The organism is Tropheryma whipplei str. Twist (genome assembly GCF_000007485.1).
Taxonomy (GTDB): domain Bacteria; phylum Actinomycetota; class Actinomycetes; order Actinomycetales; family Microbacteriaceae; genus Tropheryma; species Tropheryma whipplei.
In genome coordinates this window covers 132948-158938 of record NC_004572.3, presented here as the reverse complement: position 1 = coordinate 158938, position 25991 = coordinate 132948, and the positions used below count along the sequence as shown (strand labels likewise).

Sequence of the window (25991 nt, the reverse complement as noted above, 5' to 3'; positions counted from 1 at the left end):
TGTACCACTAGCTTAGGCGATTTACAAAGCTCTACGATATGCACGATCGTCTGTTTTAGGGGATTTACTGGTGAAGATTTGTTGGCACGTGCATGGATGGTAATACCAAAACCTATATCAGGGCTAAGAGTTATGTTAATCCGGCAAATCAGGGCATGTGCAAAAGATATTTCTATCACCATATGCATTATCAATCCGCGCAGATGCGGGCCAGTACTTTCCCGAGGTATAAACAATGCCTGTACGCCGTGAATATGGCCTATCCCATTTATCCGATGCAATCTGCTCCAGAGTGTGTGGGGCGCGCTTCAGGGGGTTATTATCTGGATCATACGTCTTGTCTATTACCCGGTCGATTTCAGCCCGAATTGAACGGATAGTTTTTATGAACCGCTGAATTTCAGAAAATGGCTCAGATTCTGTTGGCTCAACCATTAAGGTTCCAGGAACCGGAAAAGACATTGTCGGGGCATGAAAACCGTAATCGATAAGTCGTTTACACACATCATCAACCGTAATTCCGCTTACCCTTGTTACTTCCCTAAAGTCCATAATGAACTCATGCGCAACAAGATTATTTTTCCCTGTATATAAAACCGGAAATGTATCGGAAAGCTGTTTTGCGATGTAATTAGCAACCAAAACGGCAACAGCAGTGCAACGCTTCATTCCCTGCGAGCCGAGGCAAAATATATAGGCCCAGCTGATATACAAAGCGCCGGCAAAGCCGTAATCACTCGACGCAATGGGCCCACCCATATGTTTCACAGCAGGTAAGTCAGTAGATGGTTTATGCACTCGGTTCCTGAAGGGTAAAAAGGGAGCCAAGTGTGCTTTGGCAACGACGGGGCCAATTCCTGGACCACCCCCGCCGTGGGGAATGCCAAATGTCTTGTGAAGATTCAGATGTGACACATCACCGCCAAAATCACCCGTCCTCAGATATCCGATCAGGGCATTGGAATTTGCACCGTCAACATAAACCTGTCCTCCGTATTTGTGAACCACAGAGCATACCTCGGAAATATTGTCCTCATAGACCCCATGTGTTGAGGGGTAAGTTACCATGAGAGCTGCAAGCGCATGTGCGTTTTTTGACGCCTTAAGCCTTAGATCATCAAGATCTATATTGCCCTGTTGATCGCAGGCAACCACAACAACGCGCATGCCAGCGAGAACCGCACTGGCCGCGTTGGTACCATGTGCGCTTGCAGGAATTAGGCAGACATCCCGATCAAGGTTTAAAGACTTGTAGTAGCCGCGAATGGCCAACAGCCCAGCGAGTTCGCCTTGACTGCCGGCGGTGGGTTGTAAAGATACAGCATCATATCCACTTAAATTTGCAAGCCACGTTTCTATTTGATCGATTATTTGCAGTGTCCCGTCAGCATCTCCTCGAGGTGCGAAGGGATGTAGATTTGCAAATTCTGGCCATAATACCGGTTCTAATTGGAACGCCGCATTTAGCTTCATAGTGCACGACCCGAGCGGTATCATTCCCCTGTCAAGGGCAAAGTCTTTATCGGACAAAGCCTTCAAATACCGCATTAGAGCAACCTCGCCAGTGTAGTTATTGAAAACAGGATGTTTTAGATAACCTGAAAAGCGCCTGAGTGGATGCCGGGCGAGATCTGAATGAACAGAAATATTGCGCGATGCAACTGAACTCAAGCCTTCGCGGGCCTGCTGCGAATCGCTATAAAAAGAACAATCACATGAATCGTAATTACACCCAAGATCTCTAATCTTGTCGGGGGATATGCCGAAGACTTTTGACAGTCTCTCTGGCAAATCTCCGTCCAGTCTAGCTGTTACCTCATCAAAGGTAATCCTGAGTTTATTATCATCGACTTTCCAGAACAAGAGATCGTGTTTTGATTCAGCCTCGACGCAAAGCTGTGTTGGATTGTTTATTTCGATAGTGTCGAATATATCCAAGGATGACACCCTGAAAGCCGTTTGCTTCAAGAGGCGGGCAAAACCCACAGCAACCGTGTTTATCCTATGAGCTATTGCACGCAAACCCTTTGGGCCATGATGTTGCGCAAAAGCCACAGCGGCAATTGCCATTAGAACGGTTGCCGTACAAATATTCGATGTTGCCTTCTCGCGGCGAATATGTTGCTCTCTTGTCTGTAAAGTCAGTCTGTAGGCATGGTTCGAGTCAGCATCAACGCTAACACCAACAAGCCGACCCGGAAGAGAGCGTTCCATTGCTTTACGGGCCGCAAGGAAAGATGCCAAGGGTCCACCGAAATTCATCGGAATACCAAAGCGCTGAGCTGAGCCAAATGCTATGTCTGCACCAAGCTCACCGGGACTTGTGAAAAGTGTAAGCATCAGCAGGTCACACCCGATAACACAAATTGCGCCTGCACGTTTCGACCTAGAAAACAGGTGCCGCAAATCAAGCAACTTACCAGAAGCCGACTGGTATTGTGCATAAACACCGAAATGGTCAAAATCTATTGATTGACCCTCGGGCAGATCCACAATTTCCACGCCAACAGCATCAGCACGAGTTTCAAGAACCCTTCGGATATGGGGAAATACGCCGTTATGAACGAGATACTTATTGGAACTAGATCTAGAGACTCTTTTTGCCAGAAGCATCGCCTCTGCGGCGCATGACGCCTCATCTAACATTGATGCATTAGCTATTTCCAGGCCGGTTAGATCGCAAATCATGGTTTGAAAATTGATCAGCATCTCAAGGCGACCCTGAGAAATCTCAGGTTGATACGGCGTGTAAGAGGTGTACCAAGACGGATTTTCAAGGATATTTCTGCGTATAACTGCGGGAGTAATACAGTTATAGAACCCCTGGCCAAGCATCGAGGTCTTTATCCGATTCATCTTCGCGTACGCTGCTAGCTGGGTGAGGCAGGTTAGCTCATCGTGTGACGGGATCTTGATATCTGGTGGCGACTGTACGCCGTTTGGAAGCGCAGCATTCATGAGATCATCAAGGCTCTTATAACCAAGAAAGCCAAGCATGTGATCAATCTCTTCTTGGCTTGGGCCGATATGCCTCTCATGCATACACCTCAGTGTATCGCGTGGGCAGGAAATATGTGTATGGGAATCTCCCTGAATATTGGTCTTATCTGAATATTGGTCTTATCTGAATATTGGTCTTATCTGAATATTGGTCTTAGAGATGTATGTCTTATCTGCCCCATTTGACAATGGCAAAGATGGTAAAGCCTGTTAGTGCTGCAGCTAGCACACCTAGCAGGGAGTAGCCGACTGTTTTGGCTGTCTCCTTTGCTCTGCCCAGGAGGTCATCTAGAACAGTATTAGCCAAAGTGGTTACAGCGCTTGTTGCTGTGCTGGTAAGTTGTTGCACCTGTGCCTGTACGGGCTGTGACTGGACAGCCTGTGTGGCAGATTGCGCTGCTTGGGCTACAACGGTCTGTACCGTGTTATCTACAGCTTGTTGTAATGGCCTTGTGATGGTGTTCTGTAGTTCTTTTCCTTTTCTCTGCACTGTGCTCTTTAGCTCTTTTAGCTTCGTCTTGACTGCTGTGCCAACAGCACTAGCGAATAATCCAAAGAGATTGGCACCTCTCCTTGTCCTATTATGTTCTTGTTCGGCTAGTGAGTATGTCCCCCCCCCCCTGAAGTCTGTATCTGGGCAGCATATGTCTGTGTCTGGAATGTCAGGGTGCAGAGTGTTATTATGAGAGTCTTTATTAGACAGAGTGTTATTACCTTGAATATTCCTCTATTAGGTTTATATGTGAGATTAGTTGTAGGTACAACACTAGATACATGCGGAGATACTGGGGATTTCGAGTGAAATGCTGACATGTGATAATTATAGGGTACTTTGGGGGTAAGTAAACCCTATTGAAGCACCCGTGCAATTGAGGCGATCTGCATTGCAACAGAACTGCTCTGCATACAGTCAACAATAGTTTTTCCGCGCAGTAAGAGAGCATCACAAACCTGTTGATCAAAATCGATCTGCCATACCTGCTGAAAAGACGTGTATTCACAAATTACTTCGCGCAGCTGTTTGGTGGGACGTGACCCGACAGCGGTATGCCTGACCATGTTTATAACGGGAATTATTGATAACGATCTGCCATTTTGTGCCTTTGGCACCTCTGGCCAGGCCCTAATAAAACGACATATTCCAATAGGGTCGCCGCGGCCGACCATAACCAGAAAATCACCTGAACCCATAAGGGTGTAATTTAGGCGGCCGCGAGTGTCCTGCCCAACGCTGTCAAGTGCAAAACTAAGATCCATAACCACATAATCAAATGCGGTTTTTGCCGATCCTATTACTCTAAGTAGTGAGGGTTGATTGATTTCAGGCCACCTGGAATGATGCGCAATACCGCTTAGAAAATAGAACAATCCTCCGCGGATCGGAACCTTGATGGCGATATTTAAAAGATCTTCGGGTGTAAATGACCTACTGTCAGCTCTGTAACATATAGCAGCCAGCCCAGACTTCTGATCATCAAGCCCTAAATATATACTGACAACCCCACCAAAAGTGTCTAGGTCAATTAAAATAACTTTCTTGCCATAAGAAGCCAGTGTTGCAGCGATATTTATCGACAGCGTTGTTCGCCCGGGTGACCCAGCCGGCCCCCATATAGCAATTGTTTTACCCATTAGATTGTCTATTCGTGGCCCTCGTGTATGTTCTCTGAATCGTGTATGCTCTCTGAATTAGAATCTTTTTCATCCGGGCCGCGAGGATTAGTATCAGGTGTTTCTCCAACATTCTGTTTGTCTTGTTCATCGAGGGTACGCGGTGTGGAGGCAGATCTAAGCAACTCAATCTCTTTGTGAGATGCCCTGACAATTGATACTTTATCCTGATTTGCAATTGCATTTAGTAAGTATGACAGGCGGTCTCTACTGGCCTGAACTTCAACTTTTGTTGTGCCTCGGGGGTCAAACTGGCTTGTAGAAACAATGACACGACTCACCCTAAGTGTTTTTGCAATTAGTTCAGACTGCCAAAAGCCTTCCTCTTTTATTTTCACCGCCGCCCACACATCAACAAGATCACCCTCTTTTACATCACCCGGTAAATCTCCCGCTATGCGAAGCACAACCGCAACAATATCCTTATCAAGCACGGGTACGAGTGCTGATTTCGGAAGAAACTCCCCGGGCATAATTGGTCGATTGAAAACAGCGTTCGGTAGGCTGCCCGGGGTGATGTATTTATCAAGATTCGCGCCGAGATTTGCCTCGACAATAGAAAATTGCTTGGCATCAAATTTGTCACCAATCGAGAGAGGTCTTGTTGCCACATACACCTGAGATTTTGAATTATTTGTTTTTATAACAAAAAAAACACCGATGAATGATGCCGCAATTAGGGCAAGGCCGATCAATATACGAGTGTCTGGAAACCATTTGGATCGAATCTTCATACTTCCTCTCTCGAATTACCTGGGAAATCTACTCAAGAGCGCATTCTCGCTTCAGTTTGAATCTCACCAATATCAATGCAAAAATCTCTAAAAATTAAATTGTGCAATCAAGAAATTCGAATACAAGCAGTTTTCAACAGTCCATTACAAAAGCTCAATTGCAATCAAATTACAAATTGGGAAGAATAATTCGTGATCAATATCCTTCTTAAGATGGACATGATCCTTATGCACCCCGGTTACAACCCCCTCTGCAATCGTATGCGGAGTGTGCAGGCGACAGCGACGGCAGTGTTCACGCAAAGTTTCTAAAAACATAAGAATCGAAATACACCTACCTGAAACAGTCTTACGGGGATTATTATTCGTAAATTCAATACAGCTAATAGATCTAAAAAGAATTGCAACAAATTTCACGCAAGTTGGCAATTGCAGTGGGCGGCCGCCAAGCCAGTTCTGCCCGTATGTTTCAAGTTTTATGCAAAAATTCTGCTTCGCAGAAGAGATAAATGCATTCTGTCCGAGATTGGTTTTTACGTGTTCAGCAAATGTTTTGTTATTCAGAAAATTATAAATTTCTTCCATTTCTGAAGGCTAACAAAAAGACCTCACTGTTATACGGATTATAAACAGGGTATTACGGGGCAATCTGAACTCGGGTTTATCTTAGGACACCTTTGTTACACACTGCTGTTACCTCATATAACTGCTTGATGCGGTCATATTAGGCTGAAAAATAAAGAGCGCTTGCGTTGCCGATACCCCTTCAGACCCAGTAATGTCAAAGTAATATCACCGGCAACTCCGTAATCTTGGCCAGGCAAAAGAACCAACAATCAAGGCTACAGAAATGCCTATGACAAAAATCCGAAGATGCGCAGGAAATAATGGATAACAACTACATTAGACAGCATTATCGTCATGCTCAATTGGGCGGTTTCTTGCATCGCTCGGCGAATTGGAGCTTACTTGGGCATCAATATTAAACAGGTAACCGATACTTTCTTCGCGAATTCGCCCCATCATTGCCTCAAACATATCAAAGCCCTCTTTTTGATACTCAACCAAAGGATCTCTTTGAGCCATCGCGCGGAGGCCTATCCCTTCTTTCAGATATTCCATCTCGTATAAATGATCACGCCAACATCTATCAATCACGGAAAGAACAACCTTGCGCTCAAGATCACGCATAGACTCAGGGCCTATCTCGCTCTCGCGCTTTTCATAGGCGAATTTTGCATCAGACAGAATCTCTCGCATAACAAAATCTGGTGTTATTCTGCCCATTCCGCCCGCCTCATCTGTCAATTCCTCTATGCTAATGCCAACGGGATAGATTGTCTTCAAGTCGGCCCACAGGGCGTCAAAATCCCATGCCGTAACTGCATGACTGTTTATGATTTCCTCAATTGCGTCCGAAAGGAAAGCCTGTACCCTGTCTGCTATATCACCGCCTTCCAGAATACGGCTTCTGTCGGTGTATATCGCCGCACGCTGTCGGTTTAGTACATCGTCGTATTTGAGGACATTTTTGCGAGTTTCAGCATTTAAACTCTCAACCTGTGCCTGAGCTGACCGTATTGCACGACTGACTAATTTTGACTCAATTGCAGTGTCATCGGGCACCCGTGCAGCAAGGGCCGATGCCGCCCCGGGATTAAACTTCCTCATAAGATCATCTGTTAGGGAAAGATAGAAACGACTCTCACCCGGATCACCCTGTCTGCCTGACCTCCCGCGAAGCTGGTTATCTATCCTTCTGCTTTCATGCCGCTCTGTGCCAATTACCATAAGGCCACCAGCTTCTATAACCTTTTCGGCCTCTTCTCTGGTTCTTCTATGCAGCTTCGGAAATGCTGAACTCCAAGCCTGTTCATATCTTTCGGGGTCTTTTGATGGATCAAGGCCTTTTCTGCGCAATTCCACCGCAGTCAAGACCTCTGGATTACCTCCAAGGATGATATCAGTACCCCTGCCGGCCATATTGGTTGCGACAGTAACAGCACGAAGTCTGCCAGCCTCTGCCACTATCCGGGCCTCTTTTGCGTGATTCTTTGCGTTCAACACCTCATGTCTGACCCCACGCTTTGAAAGAAGTTTCGAAACATATTCACTTTTTTCAACACTCGTTGTACCGATCAGAACTGGCTGGCCACGAGTGTAACATTCACGAACATGATCGGCAAGATTTTCGAACTTTATCTGCTCATTCTTATAGACGACATCCGGATGGTCCTTACGTATATTTGGCTTATTGGTCGGAATGGACACAACAGGCAGTTTGTACGTCGACATGAATTCAGAGGCCTCTGTTACTGCGGTGCCCGTCATGCCGGAGATTTTTTTATAGAGACGAAAATAATTTTGCAAAGTAACCGTTGCAAGTGTTTGATTTTCCGCCTTGATTTCAACGCCCTCTTTTGCCTCTATTGCCTGATGAAGCCCCTCATTGTAACGACGCCCACTCAAAATACGACCGGTATGTTCATCAACTATCATCACTTCACCATCAAGCACGACATAGTCGCGATCGCGCTTGAAAAGCTCTTTAGCTTTTATCGAGTTATTCAAAAACGATATAAGAGGGGTGTTAACAGACTCATACAGATTGCTTATACCAAGCAGATCCTCAACCTTGGCTATACCCGGCTCGAGAACACCAACCGTGTGTTTTCTCTCGTCAACATCATAATCCTCACCGGCAGTCAGCGCACGTGCAATACCCGCGAACTCAACAAACCACCTGCTCACTTCACCACTTGACGACCCGGAGATAATTAGAGGAGTCCTTGCCTCATCAATCAAAATTGAATCTACCTCGTCGAGGATCACAAAATTATGACCCCTTTGAACTCTCTCGGCGCAACTCCAGGCCATGTTATCCCGAAGATAATCAAACCCAAACTCGTTATTAGTTCCATAAGTGATATCCGCCCTGTATTGTTGAGCACGCGTTGAGGGATCCTGATCAGCCAAAATAACCCCGGTCTCGAGTCCCAATACCTTGTATACCCTGCCCATTTGCTGTGAGTGATATCCAGCAAGGTAATCGTTCACCGTAACTATATGGACGCCGTTACCCGAGAGGGAATTGAGAAAAGCCGGGAGCGTTGCAACCAAAGTTTTACCTTCACCTGTGAACATTTCTGCAATATACCCCATGTGTAACGCGGCACCACCCATAATCTGAACATCAAAATGCCTAAGACCCAGCGTTCGAGACGAGGCTTCTCTAACCATTGCGAATGCTTCCGGAAGAATGCTGTCAAGGGACTCGCCATTCTGATGACGAACTTTGAGATCAAAAGCAAAAGTGCGCAGTTCACCGTCTGTACAGCCTTTATATTCGTCCTCGATGGCATTGACGGTGTGGGCTATATTACGCAATCTCTTGAGGGTGCGACCCTCGCCGGCGCGCAGGATCCTCTCGAGCAATTTAACCGACAAATTAACTTACCCCTTCAAATGGTGAAACAACAACTTTCATTCTATTATGTCCTCTAAGTGTTCCTGGAGCGTTTCGTATCTGATTGCCATAGGCGGTAATTTAGGGTTACATACCGGGTCTTGTGTTTGTGCCACTTCCGTCATTCTCCATGCACTATTATTTGCGCGCATTATCGCCTGTGTCTATGATGGATTATGTGATTGATATGCACCAAGTGGGAATGGGTCAGAGGTAGTTACTGATTATCGGGTTATTGAAAATGTGGGAATAAAGTGGTTGGTGCATTTGAGAGACTGGCTGTCGGAGCGTTTATTTCGGACGTTGTACCCCAAAGGATATTTGGCCCGAGTCCTGAATAGAACAACCGCCCCTATTAGGGTTTTTCCGGTAAGCGAAACAGCGCGATGAACCTCCAACAAAGTGGCCGCACTTGTCATAACGTCATCAACGAATAATAAATTCTTCGAATATGTTGATATTTTCTTCACCTGCAAGGTTCCGAACATATTTGCCATTCTTTCGCGCCTGTCCAAAAACGCTTGATCTTTGGGTTGTTTTCTAAAACACAAAAGATCCACAGGTTCCACGCCAATAGTTTTCAGAGCATGATCAACCGGATGAAACCCCCTGCTGCGCCAACTCAATCTGGTTGATGGCATTGTTATTACCGAGTAGTTACCGTACTCACTAGAAAACACATTAAGCTGATTGGCAATTATTAAGCCCATGAATTTTGCAAGCGTCATTCTTTTCATTACTTTGTATGCTGTTATGAAGGCCCTTGCTGCGGGCGTGTAATCGCAGCAAGAAATAACATCAAGACCGGCAAGGCTTTCTCTATAAGGCCGTTCTGCAAGGCGCGCAAAACATAGGTCACAAAGAGTAGTATCCTGCATACCGCAGCAAGGGCAAGATGTTGGATAGAAGAGATTAGACATCTCCCGGGTTAGCATTCCAAGCCGATTGACAATCTGACCTGAGTGATCGTAACCCTCCTTTTTACCCACGGCTTGAAGGATATGGCAAGACAGAGCATAAGTCTGTCAGGGGTTTCATTATCTTGAAAAGAACGCACTGATTTATGTGAAACTCGGCAGGAAATAAGGCAAATTACATGAAAATAACACCGTAAAGACATATGTCTATAGAGCAAGGCACACTCCGCACAAGGAAGACCTTGATCAAAGCTGTACAGAAAAGACGGTAAGGGTCGAAATATCAAAAAACATAAAGGAGTGAATAAGAGAGTGAATATGAATTTATAACCAAATACATCCAGATATAAACTTCATCCACCGGTGATTATCTTTACTGCTTTATCGCGAACCAGTCTCATTAGGTCCTCTGTCTGAGCCTCAACATTAAGGCGGAGTAAGGGCTCTGTATTAGACTTCCTGACATTCAACCACCAAAACCTCTCTGGTCCAGGGTCTTTAACTGATTCATATAGCGTCATGCCATCCAAAAACTCTACATAAGCACCCGGAAAGGCCTGTCGTATCGCAGACATTGTCATATCTGGGTTATGTACACGGTAATTTGTTTCGCCGGACTGAAAGTACGGGGTGTACTTCCTGGACAATACAGACATTGGCATGGGTGACTCACACAGTTCGGCCATTACGTACAATGCCGCAAGCATGCCGTTATCCGCACCCCAGAAATCACGGAAATAATAATGTGCAGAATGCTCACATCCAAACAGCGCATTTGTTTTATGCATAATATCTTTTATAAATGAGTGACCAACTCGTGTACGGACAAGTCTATTCTCGCTGTTTCTTGATATAACACTCTCTGCAAAACCCCTAGAAACAAGCAGATTATGCACTATGGTAGCCTTCGCGTTGCCGTACTGTTTAAGAATTCTTCCCACAACAATACTCGCGATAGAAGATGGGGTAACAGGGTTTGACATTTCATCAATAACGACACAACGATCAGCATCACCATCAAACGCAAGACCAATATCTGCTCCAGTTTCTTTTACTGCATGCTGGAGATCCACAAGATTTTTTGGATCAAATGGATTCGCCTCATGGTTTGGGAAAGTGCCATCAAGTTCAAAATAAAGCGGAAGGATTTCAATATCGGTCAAAGCGGACTGCATAACTATGGGTACCATCTTGCCGGCCATCCCATTCCCGGCGTCTATAACAACTTTTAAAGGTTTTTGCAGAGGGCCTACGAGGTTACAGATATACTCCGCATATTCACGCCCCACACTCTTTTTGACAACTTTACCTTTTGTCTCTGCGTGTGGGATTCCCTTTAGAAGGTATTTATCCGATATTTTCTCAACATCACTTAACCCAGTTGTATACCCGATGCCCTGCGCACCGGGGCGACAAAACTTTATTCCGTTATACTCTGGCGGATTATGGCTTGCGGTGAATACTGCAGCTGGGATATTCCAGGCACCTGATGCATAATAGACGGCGTCTGTTGAACATAGGCCTATGTCTATCACAGATGCACCGCGCGCAGTGCATCCTTCGGCAAATGCGTAAAATAGCTCTTTAGAAGACGGGCGCATATCTCTGCCAACCACGATAGATGAGCATCCGAGACTATCAATATAAGCCGCACCAATTGCGCGGCTTATGTCAGTTGTAAGCTGCTCCGGCACAAGGCCACGCACGTCATATGCCTTAAAAACAGACACACTACGCCCTGAATACGAGTGAATGCTTGAACAAAGTCCACCCCTTTGGGGCATTCAGAGTTTTTGCATGCCGTCGACACACATCAAAACATTCAGGGGCCATGTGATATTCAGACATGGGACCAACTGTCACAAATCGCTCACGCGGGTCATACACAAAACTGAAAGATGCAGTTTCAGTGCAGGCAGGACGCGAACACACCCTCTTCATGTAGTTCAGTTTATCGTGTATAAAACAACAGATATACATCGCGTACAGCACAACAGATATGCAAAGAGAGTAACCGCAGAAACTGAATGAATGTACACTCTTACGCATCTTTCTTCCCATCAAGAAAACTTATATGGATAGCGCAAACTGACTCTCAATACAGATCACTGAATACTGTGTGCATAGCAGAAGACGGGTAAAAGGCACCGCGGGTATTAGGCAATACAGATAGGCGATACAGAAGGGAGACAATTTACTGTAGTGAAATGTCACGAGAGTTCACTGCAGCACATCAACTGTTATACCATCGGGTCGTGTGTCGCCCGTAGGTGGATTGTACATTGCAATACCTTCTGAATTAACAAACGCTAAGGAAAATGCCACTTGGCCCTTATGGGATAATCTGTAAAACCCGCGGGAGACTGGATGTGTCGCGACGCCACTGCGATCAAGATGTATCACGGTTGAATTTGTGACTTCTGGCTGTTTTGGCACAAAAACATGTGATGTATTTACAAACCCGCTAGGAAATGAATCCGAAAATCCATTCAAGGATTCAAGTTTTACGGACTGGGGCTGGTCAAGGGTATTTTGAAGAGCCAAGACGCCACGGCTTGGAACGGCAATAAAAGTATCCGCAGAAGTGGCATGGGTTGCCGGATACCACGCAAAATCCCGTGCACCCGACTGAAATGACATAGAAGACAGGGCTGACGCTAAAAGCGGTTTAGAGCTTGTAATAGAAATAAAATAACTTGAGGATGTAAGGCCAGAAATTGGTATATCTCGTATTGACCCTCCGGCCACATGTGCAGTAAGAGCTGTGCCCGGAGCGGTTTTTGAAACAACACTAACAGATACGTCAGCATCGTCTTTACCTGGCACAAATAGCCTAAGGAGAATCTGGGGATTATCGTTATCGTTAATCGTATTGTCATTGATAATCACCCCGGGGATATATTGACTTTTGTCAATGTTGCCGGTCGATACATACGAGACCCCCATGGGAACTGCACCCTTGACTATGGAGTGCTGCAAAACTGAATAAACCGGGACATCATCAGACTTGACCTGAACCGCAATTCTTGAAAGCCCGGGAGCTATTCCCGCAAGATTTACGAACCTAAGGCTTCTGCTGGGAACCGGCACACCCGAGGAGAATTTCTTTTCATTACCCGAGTAGACAGTAAATGAGACACTGGTCTGAGAATCAGAGGGGTTACCAAGAATCAAAAGTGTATTATCAAATACACCTGTTGCCCCGCCCAAGAACCAACTCTCCTGACGAGGTTGCTGGCATGAGGTGGCGGCCAGGCCTTTTACCCTGTCAGAGCTAAGCCCCTGAATTTGAGAACCAGATGTGCCGTAGCCTCCACGAAGCATAACCCCAGAAGGATGCTCCGCCTTCAAAAGACCTGCCTGAGAGGCGGCATAAAGAACTGATGGGTTTCCAAGCGGAACAAAAGATATCCCGCGCGCATGTACACCACCAACACCAACAAGTGAGCCGGGGCAAGACAGCCGAAGTTCGATCGATGTAACCTTGGTTTTGTGGCGCACACCAACTGCAGTTGTTATGTGAACACCGCTAAATAAAAAGACAATCGCCGGTAACAAAACCAGAATAAAACAGTTAAGTATTTTCGGAAAAATTTTCATTGCTTAGAGATCCCAAATACATCCTGATCAAGCAGATAACACAGAGATATTCCTATGTGAGTGCATATCCAGGCTCCGCAAATTGATCCTCTAGGTCAATACCCATTTCTTCCGGTGGTTTTCTAGAAGATCTTCCAAAGACGCCAACCAAAAACAGTAAAAGAAAAACAATCGGCGAAAGCCAATAATAGGGCGGAAAAGTTGCCTGACCCAAAGGGGGTAAGCGATCCTTCAGTCGCCAAAGCTTACCGAAGGGCGTGTTTCCAGCTGCCTCAAACATAGAATTTGCATTGATATTCGCCGAGAAACCGTATTTATCACCAGACAGCAGAAGCATTTCAAGATTTAGTCTTTTCATACCTTCAGCAATATCAACATTGCCAGACATAACAAGATTAACAGCCAAATTTGCAAGGTCGGAAGACTGGGGGCTTGCTCCAGATATTAGTTTTGTATTCTGTGAACCAAATCCAAAAACTGCACCTCGGGCAACTTTCACCCTGATCTCTTTTTCTGACACAGGTTCTACTATAAGGGTGCCAATATTGGAATTGCTGTTGGCCTCGGCAAGGACATATGCGGGTAAATTAACAGCGGAAGTTGTTGAAACAACGGGAGATTGAGCTTGCCATATCTTGGTAGCGTACGGTATATAAACAAAAAATGCACCGAGGGCGCCCACAGATACAAGGGCAATCATTCTTTTTATGCAGCGAATTGAGGCAAAGCCAATAGCGGCAGCACCGGTTATACCGAGCCAAGCAAGACTGAAGCTCGGTCCCTGCCATACATCGGCCCAAATAACCGAATTCACAAATCCAACAAAAGTTATCAGCAAAAATGGCAAACTTGAGTAAGTCTTCCACAGGCCCATAAGAATAAGAAAAATAATCGGCAAAACCAGTAAGAACAGAGACAAATGCGCCGTGGTAAAGATATTACCCAATCCAAAAATGGAACTGAAGAGATTTGTGCTTGACAAAACAGGATCGGCAAGTAGATTCACACGCAATGGTTGAACCAAGAACAGTGGAATAAAAGCCACAATAACTGGCAATACAATAAACAGCATTCTAAAAGTGGCAGTTGCGATGGCGACAATTAAAACCAAGACGGCAAGCGGAAGAAAAATACTTGGTGACGCGACCGTAATAAACGCAAATAAGAGAGATGCGAGTGACAATGTCCGGAATGTTTTTATCCCCAGCATGAGGAAACATAAAAACGGCAAGCAAATATGTACGACTATACCCTGCAAATTACCGTTGTACAAGCCTAACCAAAGAGATGGAGATAGTGAATAAAGGGCAGCTGAAAAGGCTATGGTGCGAGGGCTTGATAACAGTCGCGATGCGCAGAGCCAAGCGGCGGTGCACGAAAGGGGTAGCGCCACAAAATACAAAAGCAGAATTGAGAAATTCGTATCCCAAAAGGTTAGGCTTCCCAGCAATGCTGGGATTATGTTAAACGGATCCGCTGGATACACCCCATCGAGGAATACATAGACTGCCGTCATGCGCCACATTTGGTAAAAAGACAGATTAATGGGCAAGAGGCTACCGCCCGACAAGGCAGGATGTGCAAGAAATGGCAGAAATACAACAAATCCAATAAATGCAAAAATCAAAACGATTACGAGGCCATTCCTGAAGAAAAAATCAAGTTTCTCATAAGACATGAACTCTCGTTTTGGTTTTTGCATAAGAACAGAAAGTGCCCTAAGTGAGTTTTGTCGATTAGAAATTTTCCTGGATCTTGCAAGGGAGATTGGTAAAAAGGCTAATTTGATGTGAGCCCAGGCCTCTTTCAGGGCACTCCGCCTAGTCAATAAGCTTGCAAGAAACCACAACACCCCGCGGGGTATAAGGGAAAACCATAAGAGTACGGACTTTACAAAAGGTGCGTAAACAATCTGTCGTCTGAGTTGACCGGTTCGCTTCTGAATATACCCTTCTTGCACACGATATGATCTGAGTCCGGTGCCAACATGTGTCACAACAGACCTTGGGGAAAGCGAAACCCGGGCGCCAGACAAGCGTGCACGTATGCAAAAATCAAGGCCCTGCTCGTATTCCGAGAATCCCGGGTCGAAACCTTTTATGGCCTCAAAGCAGGAGCGATGGACAAGCATGCCTGCATAATTAGCGCCCATAGTATCAACCTTGTCATCATGTTGACCCTGATCAAGCTCGTCCTGAACGAGATGGACAGCACGGCCACCTGTTGTAATTGACTGGCCGTAGTCAAAGAACACCCCAGTATCATTGAGTATTTTTGGTGCAGCAACGGAAGCTCCGGGCGAAACTTCAATAGTATTCAGCAAATACTCAAGAGCCGTTGGGTCCGCGACAATGCGTGTGTTCAAAAACCAGTAAAAATCAGTATCAGGGCATTTCAAACACGCAGCATTGAGTGCCCGAGCGCGATTGTATCCTGGGGGAAAGCGCATTATCCCGTCGGGGGCAAAAGTCGATAGAGTCTCCTGGCTGCGGCGCTTAGCCGTTAGGTCAACAACAAAAATATAGGAAACAGGTTTCGTCTGACACCTAAGGGCCGAAAGGGCCTGCTCTAGATACTGCCCGTCATCGGCAAGAAAGACTGCAGCTACCTTCATGCAAGGCCAGAAGCCGCCCTGCGCTGCCTAAGAATGCGCCTCTCGCGTTCACTTGTGCCACCCCAGATGCCATATCTTTCATCATTTTCAAGCGCATACTCGAGGCACTCAGAACGCACCGCGCACGACGAACAAACCTTCTTTGCCTCCCTGGTTGAACCGCCCTTTTCCGGGAAAAAAGACTCCGGGTCAGCTTGTGCACAAAGGGCCCTTGCGCGCCAGTCAAACCCACCTCGCAGTCCGGGAATACCAAGCAAAACAGGGTCAATATGCCAGTCATCCGGTATCGGCAAGTTATCTGACACTCTCACCCCAATCTGTAAAATTACACATCTGTAACTCACTAATGATATGAGCTAAGAAGCAATTATGTCAAACTGATTATCATCAGTAACGATATAACAAACACCGCACCCTGTGAGAAAAACACCGCCAGATGGCGACGGGTCGATTACAAACGCGGCAAATCCGGAGCGTACTATCAATTCTTCGTCACCTGATGATAAATGAACCACACCAGCTGTGACAAGCACAAGTCCAGTACCCCGTAAGGTGTATCCTGACCCACCGAAGGTGCCACCAGGGATGGCCGTGGCCGACTTAGAGATGGATTCAGAAGTACAAGTGATACCTGAATTACATGCATGAATACCTTCGGAAAGTTCTGGTGAAGGCTCTGTCATGCCATCATGTTTTTGATCCAAATCATGTTGCAGCACAGATGTAAGGTCTGAATCGCTATCTCTGTTACAGTACGCACAATTGCCGATATTAGAGCTAAGGCAACTGCCCTCATTACCAGAGAGCGTAACCTCCTCAACTGTAAAGTATGGCGTGCAAAAACGCCTACTGGCCCCTGAATTACTGATGTGTGGCTGCAGAAGACAAACTGGTTCTGACTTGAACAGGGCCACCTTTTGTAACTCGACTGTGTCAATATGTTTTGTTGTTAGCCCTGCGCGAATCACATTGTCACTATTTGTCATAATCTCGACCCCAAAGCCTTTGAGGTACGAATGCAGGGTGCCGGCTTGTACAAAAACCGACTGTCCGCGAGTGATATTGACACGATTCATGAGGACCGCCAAAACAAATCCAGGTTCATTGACATGGTGTTTCTTTAGGTCGGATATTGTGGTGTTCTGTGATTCATACGGCATTCTTCCTTCGCACAATAAATCGATATCACTCTGATTGGCATTTTCAAAAAACCAAGCAATAGCGCATTTCAATCCGTGTTGTTCGTAAAGATCCCTCATGATTTTGAATTTTTTTGAAACAAGAGAGAAATGGTTTAGTGTCTCGGATAACTCATCCTTGGGCCTGAATCCACACAATAGGCTGAACGTATCGCTTATCGCAATAAGCATCTCAGACTTCTCATATCTGTCCCTATAGTTCTTGGATGCAGAATCAAGATGCTTTTCTCTGGCGAATCCTGCGCGAGCCTGCGCAGAATTCGGATGAACCTGAATTGAAAGTGGCTTTGCGGCGGCAAGCAGCTTCACCAAATACGAGATGGAGATTCCGTGCTCTTCTAGAGCACTAGCAAGTAATCTACCGTCTGAAAGATAGGCAGGTGACCTGGGGTGCGTTCCGAACCAGATCTCAGCTTCTGGGCGTGATGTAGGCTGTCTTCCCTGAAGACTAGCTATAGCTGTGCAATCGCCCCAATCGTAATTCATAGGTGCATTCTTCAGCAAGAAGATGTCAGGCCTGCGCATAACAGTAGAGTATATGATGCTTGAACTGCCAAAGCCATATAGACACAATTGGAAGTGATATGGCATGCATGGATGATGGCATGCACGGGTATGTGTTGAATGATGTGTTTTGGTAGGCAATTGCGGATATGCAGGCAGAACGCACACCTATTTCTGAGAATACATTTCTAAGCTATACATTCTGTTCGGCTTGACATGTTTACCTGTGGAGGCAGTAGCGGGACAAATATTATGTGCGGTTGGTTTACTCTGTTGTCTTGGGGTGCGCTCTTGTCTTGGGGTGCAACTCTGCACGGGTTATTGCTCGGGCTTTTGCGGATTTTCCGGGCGCTGTAACTCTCGTGCAGATAAACTATATGTATCCTATGAGATTTACACCATCGCCACTGAGCGCGACTTCGCGACTAACACCGGCTTGTGCATTCTGGCACAAGCTCCTGAAAAGCTATAAAAGCAACATGATTGCCTATTGGGGCATGATATTTGGGGTTGTCGTTCTGGCAACCCTGCTGCGTTTTTACAACCTATCAGACCCAAAAACTCTGATTTTTGACGAAACTTACTACGTCAAAGACGCTTACACTCTGTACAAAAACGGGTATGAATCCGAATGGCCACGAGATATGAAGCCCGAGGATATAGATAAGAGATTCGTATCCGGGGATACCGATTTTTTCACAAATGAACCGGAATTTCTAGCTCATCCACATCTAGGTAAATACATTATTGGCGCAGGGATTGAGTTATTTGGAGTGAGAAGTCAATTCGGTTGGCGGATTGCGGTTGCCCTAATAGGGGTGCTCGGGGTCTTTATGACAGCTGTTATAGCCGCCAGGTTATTTGAGAGCACCCTCATAGGGGGGATTGCGGGCTTTCTGTTTGCGATAGAAAACAATGCAATTGTAATGAGTCGGGTTGCCATACTCGACAATGTGCTGATGATAATTTCATTGATTGCAGTATGGTGCGTTTTGCTGGATCGACAATGGTACAGAAAAGCCATGTCAAAGTGGGTTCAGAATCGAAGTAAGCACCTCAGCCAAGATGCAAAGGGCAATTACCTCGTCTCAGGGCCGCTCGTGTGGTGGCGACCATGGCTTGCCCTTGCTGCTGTTTTGATGGGTATGGCTGCCTCTGTGAAATGGTCAGGTATTTTTTATTACTTCGGGATAATCCCGTACATAACGGCAATTGACTGGACAACGCGCAAGCAGCTTGGTATCAAATATCGCTTTCAGGGAACCTTCTACCAGGTACTTGTCTCGGGTATCAGTTCAGTTATCATTTCCGTGTTTGTCTACATCGCGCTATGGGCAAATTACTTCATTGTAGGTGGGTGGGGCTCAAGCTGGGCAACCTATCCAGGAAATGGGTGGGCAGGACCGCTTGCATGGGTGCCAAAGATATTCCAGAGCTGGGTGAATTTTCAGGTAACTATGTACAGATTTAACTCCACTCTTACAACCCCTCATATCTATGAAGCCCCAGTGTATACGTGGCCTTTCCTTATTAGACCCACGAATATGTACTGGACAAAGATTGGTGATGATGTGCGGGTTATAATCGGCCTGCCAAACCCCTTGCTTTGGTGGGCAGCCGTAGCTCTGTTCATCATTTTTGCACTAATCGCTATTTTTGCACCGAGTCGACGTGATTGGCGTATGAATTTTATACTTATGACTCTCGCTGGTGGATACTTTCCTTGGTTTTTGTACGTTAACAGAACTATCTTTCATTTCTATACCATTGTCTTTGAGCCGTTTATGATAATCATGATTGCTGCTGCAATCTACAAGATTCTGGAAATAAAAACCGAAAATAGGCTTTTGCCAACACCATGGGTGGGAACGCGACGATTTGAGTATGGATCCCGGGTGCTTGCGGCTCTGCGTGGAAGCGGTAACCGTGTGCGCGAAGCGTGTTTTGTTATGCCAGCACGAATTGCCAGCCTGGATATTGCGCCTGTTATGCAAGCCCCTCTTCTGCGGCTTATGTTGGTTGTAACATTCCTCCTGGCGGCAACCGTGTGTGGCTTCGTCATCCTACCGATCAATATGGCATGGCCGGTGCACTATAAATATTGGGAAAGCCTGATGATTTTACCCAGCTGGAAGTAATGCATGCGTATTTGTCTTGCCTGTGGTAAGGCTATTTACCTGGAATGACACCTCTGGTCGCCAAAATTATAAAGAAGTATATGTATTAGTTTCTGTTACATTCTCTTTTGTTCGAGACTCCTACTGCCTTATAGGGACCTGGTCCTGATCTATTGCTCTGGGATGCCGTCTCCAAACTGATGAATATGCACAAGAAGTATTGGAGCAATAGTACCGGATAGGATACCCGTTTGGACTAAGGCCCAGCTGTTATACTCAGCTGTTAGCTGAATTCCTTTTGACCCTTAGCTATTCAAGAATTTTCACTACAGTGCCTGCGCCAACAGTTCTGCCACCCTCGCGAATCGCAAAACCCAAGCCTTCTTCCATAGCAATTGGCTGAATCAAGTCGACTGTTATAGAGATGGTATCGCCGGGCATAACCATTTCTGTTCCCTCAGGAAGGGTTATAACGCCAGTCACGTCAGTTGTCCTGAAGTAAAACTGTGGGCGATAGTTACTATAGAACGGGTTATGCCTTCCACCCTCATCTTTCGACAGAATATACGCCTTTCCCTCAAACTTTGTATGCGGTGTAACACTGCCAGGTTTCACAACAACCTGCCCACGCTCGACATCCTCTCGTTTTGTGCCGCGAAGCAGCAGGCCGCAGTTCTCACCTGCCCACGCCTCATCCAACTGCTTGCGAAACATTTCAATTCCCGTTACAGTGGTTTTCTGCGTCGGGCGTATACCGACTATTTCAACCTCGGAATTAACCGCAAGAACACCACGCTCTGCACGGCCTGTAACAACCGTTCCGCGCCCAGTGATTGTGAACACATCCTCAATGGGCATCAAAAAGGGTTTATCCCTATCTCTAACGGGGTCCGGAATGCTCTCATCAACGGCTTTCATAAGCTCCATAACCGCATCGCCCCACTTTTGATCACCTTCAAGTGCTTTAAGGCCAGATACGCGTACAACGGGAACATTCTCACCGTCAAAGCCGTGATTTGACAACAGCTCGCGCACCTCAAGCTCAACAAGCTCGAGTATTTCCTCATCAGACACCATATCGGCTTTATTGAGTGCCACAAGGAGATAGGGGACGCCGACCTGCTTGGCAAGCAAGACATGCTCACGGGTCTGGGCCATTGCACCGTCTGTCGCTGCAACAACAAGAATCGCACCATCCATCTGAGCGGCGCCAGTAATCATATTCTTTATGTAATCGGCATGTCCTGGGGCATCAACATGGGCGTAGTGCCTCTTTTCCGTCTCGTACTCGATATGCGAAATATTGATCGTAATACCCCTCTGGCGCTCTTCCGGGGCCGAGTCAATTGCATCAAAGTCCTGCTTTACATTCGTATTCGAAGGAAGCCTCTCGGACAAAACCCTCGATATGGCGGCGGTCAGTGTGGTTTTACCGTGGTCAACATGACCTATAGTCCCAATATTCACATGGGGTTTAGTCCGCTCAAACTTGGCCTTTGCCATCGATTATCTCCTCTACTAGTCGGCCGTCGCACACGCGCTGGACTAAGTCTACAATACAAATTTCATAAACACGGCCAAAAGCACACAAAAGCGGACAGACCGCGCGGCCTGTAACCGACGAAAGAGTCGAAGACACAGGTTACTCTACGTGCTGCTCAGCCTTACGTATCCTATCATCAAGCAAGTCAAGGAGGGATCTTATATGAAGACTCTCTTGCTGTACTTCACGCATATCTCCGCCATCCAGAGACAGGATTGCATCATTTGATTTTGAATCAACTAAAGCAGCCATTCTAATATCAACCGTACCCGCGCCCAGAATGCGCCAGGCGGTTACGGGCTCCGTTTGACCAATGCGATGTAATCTATCAATCGCCTGACCCTGTTCGGCGGCAGTCCAACTCAATTCTGACAAAACTACATTAGAAGCAACTTGAAGGTTTATGCCAAGTCCAGCAGCGGTTAGGGAGCAAATTGCAACACGTGTATCCGGATCCTCATCAAATGTACGGAGAGCATTTTTCCGGTCATTTGGCGTCTGACTCCCCCTGATTGAAACAGAACGAATGCCCTGCTGGCAAAACATTTCCTCAGCCATATTCATAACCTCGATATGCTTTGCAAAAAAAACGATTTTACCAACGGAATCCAGCATCTGAATAGTGAAGTCAATCGCGAGGGGCGCTTTTGTAATACCTATCTTCCTGACAATAGAAAAAATATTCAACGCACTAGAGTCTTTCGATTCAACCGCAAAACGCTCCACTGCCTTCAGGCGAATTTGGTAATCGTCGATTCTAAGGTGCTTAAGGGAAATATACTGCGCATAGAGCGCATCTGCCAGATCATCTTCCGCATTTTTTACACTGCGGAATGCGTCGCCATCCAGTTCAACAGGCAGATCTACGACCATTCTTTCTGGAAGATCCTTTGCAACCTGTGTTTTTCTTCGTCGTACAATTCCAAGATGCCCCATCACATCCCTAACAGTTTCAGAAAACCCCGGATCTTCGGGTGTTAAGCCTGTTTTCTCAAGCTCAGAGACAAAAACGGGGCTTAGATCCCTGCCCCGAGGTCCGGCAAGCCACCCCAAAAATAACCATAGAGCCCTGAAATCTTCGACACTGTTTATCACAGGAGTCCCGGTCAGGGCGATCATCAGGGGGTTACAGCATTTCTTTCGTATGTGTTGAGCCAACGCTAGCACATTCCCAGAGCGCTGGGAAGAAAAGTTTTTTATAAGATGTGCCTCATCAACAACCATGCCCGCGAAACCGAAATCAACCATCCACAACATGTGACGGTCCAGCATTTCGTAATTTATGACGAAAATATCCGCAAAGGCATCAAGATCATCTCCACTAATAATCGTTGCCCGCCTGCCGGGAAGCCACATTTTGGCCTCACGCACCCAATTGAGCTTGACAACATTTGGAACGACAACTAAAAGCGGAAATGAGTTTGTCACTCCAGCGGCAAGTAATGACTGGGCCGTTTTGCCCAAACCGGGTTCGTCGGCCAAGAGAAAACTCCTATGACCCAGGCGGGCAGATTCTACGAAACCGGCCTGATGTGGCATCATGGACAATCCGTCGGGCGCAAGTCGATCAAGAAATGGTGAAGGTGCAGGTAAGGACTTGCACACCGACGCGCCGCCTTGGGAAAAAGCCTTAAAGACGGAACCAACAAGGTCCCAATTAGCCAATCTTATTATTGGAACTAGATCGCTTTCCATATCTGGCCCGGGCGGACGAAAGATATGAGTTGCGTGATACATCTTCACACTTTGCGGATACAATTCCAAGCTGGGAGGCGGCGGCGCGGCTTCGCGGATCTCTGAAGACCCCCCATCAGGGTCAATAACACCAATCTGAGAAAGCAATCTCCGGCGATACAACAGTGCGCCATCAGAAACCGGAGCATCGGGGGTAACAATAGACATGAGGGCTGTGTCTCTTGCGGCGATACGCACCATAACAGCAGCAAGCCCATCGAGTCGCCTAATGAGTTCAGTGCGTACTGTATCGGTTATGTCAGGGTCAGACTTGACGCGAGCTCGCTCTTGCCTCAATAACAGGGCCACTGCATGAAAACGCATCACAGATGACGGGCCTATTCTCTTGCGCACCAGGGACATCTCAACCTCCCTTACAGTTCTTGCAAGAGCCGACAGTAAATGCGAAGTCCTGTCCTTTATAACCGCGTTTGTCATATTCTCCTGAATTTCGGGAAACATTCTAGCCCTGTAGTCGGGCTAAATATTCGTTATACGCCACAAGGGCTTTGTCGCCATTGCGATCCTCCGCACGATCTCTTCGAAGCGCCTCACGCTGGTCCTGTTTGAACCACTTGAAAAACAAGAAAGTAACAAGCAAGATGGTCGGTATTTCGGTTGTCCCCCAAGCCAAAGCGCCGCCCATTTGCTGATCTACCAAGGGAGGACTACCCCACGTGCGCCCCATGGCGCCAAACCATTCTGGTAAAAAAAGATACCTGGACGACATGATAGCGATACCAAAAAACGCATGCGTCGCCATCGCCAATACTAGCACTAACATTCTGGAAGGTATGCTAAAGCGATGTCTGGAAGGGTCTGTTACCAGAATACTCTGGGCAAAAAGATATCCACTCAGCAGAAAATGAAACATCATTACCTGATGGCCTAAGTAATTTTGTATTCCAAACTGTAATAGATCTGTGAAATAAAAAATGAACATTGACAGGATAAATATTGCAGCAGCAATAGGAGGCAAACTAATAAACTGAATAAATCTGGTATTCAGAAAAAACAATATCCATTCTCTCGGGCCAAAGCTGCCATCCCGGCGTGCCGGAACAGCTCTCAGTAAAAGTGTGACCGGTGATGCCACAACCAAGAATATCGGGACGATGGCGCCAAGGGTCATATGCATAACCATATGAGCTGAAAAAAGATACATACCGTATACAGCAACTCCCCCATTGGTTACGTAGAACATAACAAGCACGGCGAAAAGCCAGCTTACTGTCTTTAGCCATGGCCATCTATCCCCACGGCGGTGGAGTTTTATAACCCCAAGAAGATAGAAAAAGGCTAAAACAACGCATATAGAAAGCCACAAAGGATCGATCATCCAAATTGATAGATAATTAGTGAAACTCTCCCTTGGGGGCAGTATCTGGCCTGTTAACAATTCAGCAGGGGTTGGTGTTCTGTCAGATACTGATGCCTGGGGTATCTGGGTAACAGCCGAAGCAGTAATTAAAAAAATCAAACCCGTAATAACAGCTTCACATGCCAGAATGACAATTAGCGCACACGTCATCCTACTTTTAATAAAGTAAAAAAAATGAATGTACAGCGCACACAGGGCAAGCAGAAGAAACAGTGCAATTTTTGTTGCAGACAAAATCCCGTATGGGGTAAATTCAGAGCTAATGTAAGGCATCGCAGTCACAGCATCGGAAAAAAATGCGAATAAAAGTAAAAACATGGATAGCACTGACAATCTGTTTGTAATGCTAAAGAATCTCTGAGGCATTATTTGAACAGAGGACTTTATGTGTTTGATCCGCGCAAAATATAGTCCGGTAATGTAAAGCATTGAGAAAATTACCCCTGCTAAAACTGAAATAGAAATGGCGTACACTAACGATGCGCCCATAGCTCCGTGCGACCCACCATGCATCGCCGGAGTGCGAGACGCGCCTATCGCATCTAATGGCACATCGTGCGCAGAACGTGTTTCGCCCTGTGAATGATTATGTGAATGATGAGCGTGATGCGACTTGTCAGACACAGAACCCTGATAATCCGTTACGTGCTGCGAAACATTGGCAGAAACAGTGCTGTGACCCGAATGTTCACTGAATGCAAGAGGAATTAGGAGCAAAAGGGTAATTGTACTTATAACGGCAATCTGAATACGTTTTTTGCAAAACAAAAGAGCCAAAGAGATAAGCAGAACCAGTGCCAAAACAATAATCCAAACAAAACCGGGCCCAGTTAAGTAAGTTTCAAAATTGAGCCCAGAAAACTCAGCTTTCTCAGTCAGAAAAGCGAAAAGTATACAAAAGAAAACAACCGGAACCACACAACACGAAAGAGTGCGCGCAACAATTAACAACTTTCCATACTCGGGAAATCTGGGACTTAGAGAATAAGCAATGGATACAAGGCAGCCCACCAGAATCGCCACAAGAAAACGAAGCGCACCGGTTACGGAAACAAGGGCCCAGTTGATATCAAAACCGCCCAAGAGGCGAGGCAAAACAAAAGAGGCGAGAAAAAACGATAAAGCAAAAAAAACAATAAGAATAGAAAAGAAACGGGCAGAGAGAAGACGCGCCAAAAACCTTTATCCCTGTAATGAATTGGGGGCGGAAATAAGTGCCCCCAGTCTACTTAACTGCGGCTTTCAACTTGCTGCCGGGAGCGATACGAACAGAATAACCGGCAGGAATCTCAACGGTCTTACCGGTTTGGGGATTACGACCAGTACGGGCAGCTCTATGAGAGCGTGTAACAGAACACCAGCCAGGAATCGTCACCTTACCGCCGGCACGTACCGTTTCCGCGAAAACAGCAAAGGTCTCCTCAATAACAGAGTTCACAGTAGCCCGGCTAACACCAGACGTCTCAGCAACCTTAGCAACCAATTCAGTGCGATTCAGAGAAACCACATTA

At 46.3% G+C, this 25991-nt stretch carries 19 protein-coding genes; 1 reads left to right on the top strand and 18 read right to left on the bottom strand.

From position 1 onward, the window contains the following. Positions 1-135 precede the first annotated feature (135 nt). From gcvP to manA, 13 genes are all read right to left on the bottom strand, one after another. Positions 136-3042 carry an aminomethyl-transferring glycine dehydrogenase gene (gene gcvP / locus TWT_RS00760; protein ID WP_011102376.1) on the bottom strand — a complete coding sequence of 969 codons (2907 nt, stop codon included), beginning with the start codon at positions 3040-3042 and terminating at the stop codon, positions 136-138. Positions 3043-3169: 127 nt separating this feature from the next. Beyond that, on the bottom strand, positions 3170-3490 hold the full coding sequence (locus TWT_RS00755) for a hypothetical protein (protein WP_044143891.1): 321 nt from the start codon (positions 3488-3490) through the stop codon (positions 3170-3172). 359 nt (positions 3491-3849) lie between these two features. Continuing rightward, the gene (locus tag TWT_RS00750) at positions 3850-4632 is read right to left on the bottom strand and encodes an AAA family ATPase (protein WP_011102374.1); all 783 of its coding nucleotides are present in this window, start codon (positions 4630-4632) and stop codon (positions 3850-3852) included. Positions 4633-4640: 8 nt separating this feature from the next. Beyond that, positions 4641-5405, bottom strand: coding sequence for an SAF domain-containing protein (locus tag TWT_RS00745; protein WP_011102373.1), 765 nt, complete (start codon positions 5403-5405; stop codon positions 4641-4643). A gap of 144 nt (positions 5406-5549) precedes the next feature. Further along, complete coding sequence (locus tag TWT_RS00740) at positions 5550-5990, bottom strand: hypothetical protein (RefSeq protein ID WP_011102372.1); 441 nt, start codon at positions 5988-5990, stop codon at positions 5550-5552. 318 nt (positions 5991-6308) lie between these two features. Then, positions 6309-8852 carry a preprotein translocase subunit SecA gene (secA, locus tag TWT_RS00735; protein WP_011096100.1) on the bottom strand — a complete coding sequence of 848 codons (2544 nt, stop codon included), beginning with the start codon at positions 8850-8852 and terminating at the stop codon, positions 6309-6311. Between the two features lie 243 nt (positions 8853-9095). Continuing rightward, entirely contained in the window at positions 9096-9860 is a 765-nt protein-coding gene (locus TWT_RS00730; protein ID WP_011102371.1) for a ComF family protein, read from the bottom strand. A gap of 281 nt (positions 9861-10141) precedes the next feature. Then, positions 10142-11572 (bottom strand): phosphomannomutase/phosphoglucomutase, encoded by a 1431-nt coding sequence (locus tag TWT_RS00725; protein WP_011096098.1) that lies wholly within the window; start codon positions 11570-11572, stop codon positions 10142-10144. Next, positions 11520-11849: a DUF3499 family protein gene (locus TWT_RS04560; protein ID WP_080502094.1), complete on the bottom strand. Its 330-nt coding sequence runs from the start codon at positions 11847-11849 to the stop codon at positions 11520-11522. The genes TWT_RS00725 and TWT_RS04560 overlap by 53 nt, the downstream gene beginning before the upstream one ends. Before the next feature lie 159 nt (positions 11850-12008). Beyond that, complete coding sequence (locus tag TWT_RS00715) at positions 12009-13388, bottom strand: DUF5719 family protein (RefSeq protein WP_011102368.1); 1380 nt, start codon at positions 13386-13388, stop codon at positions 12009-12011. 52 nt (positions 13389-13440) lie between these two features. Continuing rightward, complete coding sequence (locus TWT_RS00710) at positions 13441-16002, bottom strand: glycosyltransferase family 2 protein (RefSeq protein WP_011102367.1); 2562 nt, start codon at positions 16000-16002, stop codon at positions 13441-13443. After that, complete coding sequence (locus TWT_RS00705; protein WP_011096095.1) at positions 15999-16307, bottom strand: WhiB family transcriptional regulator; 309 nt, start codon at positions 16305-16307, stop codon at positions 15999-16001. The genes TWT_RS00710 and TWT_RS00705 overlap by 4 nt, the downstream gene beginning before the upstream one ends. A 51-nt stretch (positions 16308-16358) precedes the next feature. Continuing rightward, complete coding sequence (gene manA / locus TWT_RS00700) at positions 16359-17726, bottom strand: mannose-6-phosphate isomerase, class I (RefSeq protein ID WP_044143890.1); 1368 nt, start codon at positions 17724-17726, stop codon at positions 16359-16361. A 233-nt stretch (positions 17727-17959) separates the two neighbouring features. On the opposite strand from manA, the gene TWT_RS00695 reads away from it, so the two are divergent. After that, positions 17960-19843, top strand: coding sequence for a dolichyl-phosphate-mannose--protein mannosyltransferase (locus tag TWT_RS00695; RefSeq protein WP_011102364.1), 1884 nt, complete (start codon positions 17960-17962; stop codon positions 19841-19843). A gap of 288 nt (positions 19844-20131) precedes the next feature. Here TWT_RS00695 and tuf read toward each other — a convergent pair whose 3' ends face one another. The 5 genes from tuf to TWT_RS00675 are packed head-to-tail and all read right to left on the bottom strand — an operon-like array spanning position 20132 to position 25987. Next, positions 20132-21325 carry an elongation factor Tu gene (gene tuf, locus TWT_RS00690; protein ID WP_011102363.1) on the bottom strand — a complete coding sequence of 398 codons (1194 nt, stop codon included), beginning with the start codon at positions 21323-21325 and terminating at the stop codon, positions 20132-20134. After that, entirely contained in the window at positions 21306-21461 is a 156-nt protein-coding gene (locus tag TWT_RS04790; protein WP_011102362.1) for a hypothetical protein, read from the bottom strand. The genes tuf and TWT_RS04790 overlap by 20 nt, the downstream gene beginning before the upstream one ends. 3 nt (positions 21462-21464) lie before the next feature. Next, positions 21465-23561, bottom strand: coding sequence for a DEAD/DEAH box helicase (locus TWT_RS00685; RefSeq protein ID WP_011102361.1), 2097 nt, complete (start codon positions 23559-23561; stop codon positions 21465-21467). Position 23562: 1 nt separating this feature from the next. Then, positions 23563-25656 carry a cytochrome c oxidase assembly protein gene (locus tag TWT_RS00680; RefSeq protein WP_011102360.1) on the bottom strand — a complete coding sequence of 698 codons (2094 nt, stop codon included), beginning with the start codon at positions 25654-25656 and terminating at the stop codon, positions 23563-23565. Positions 25657-25705: 49 nt separating this feature from the next. Next, positions 25706-25987 (bottom strand): HU family DNA-binding protein, encoded by a 282-nt coding sequence (locus tag TWT_RS00675; protein WP_011096089.1) that lies wholly within the window; start codon positions 25985-25987, stop codon positions 25706-25708. Positions 25988-25991: the final 4 nt, after the last annotated feature.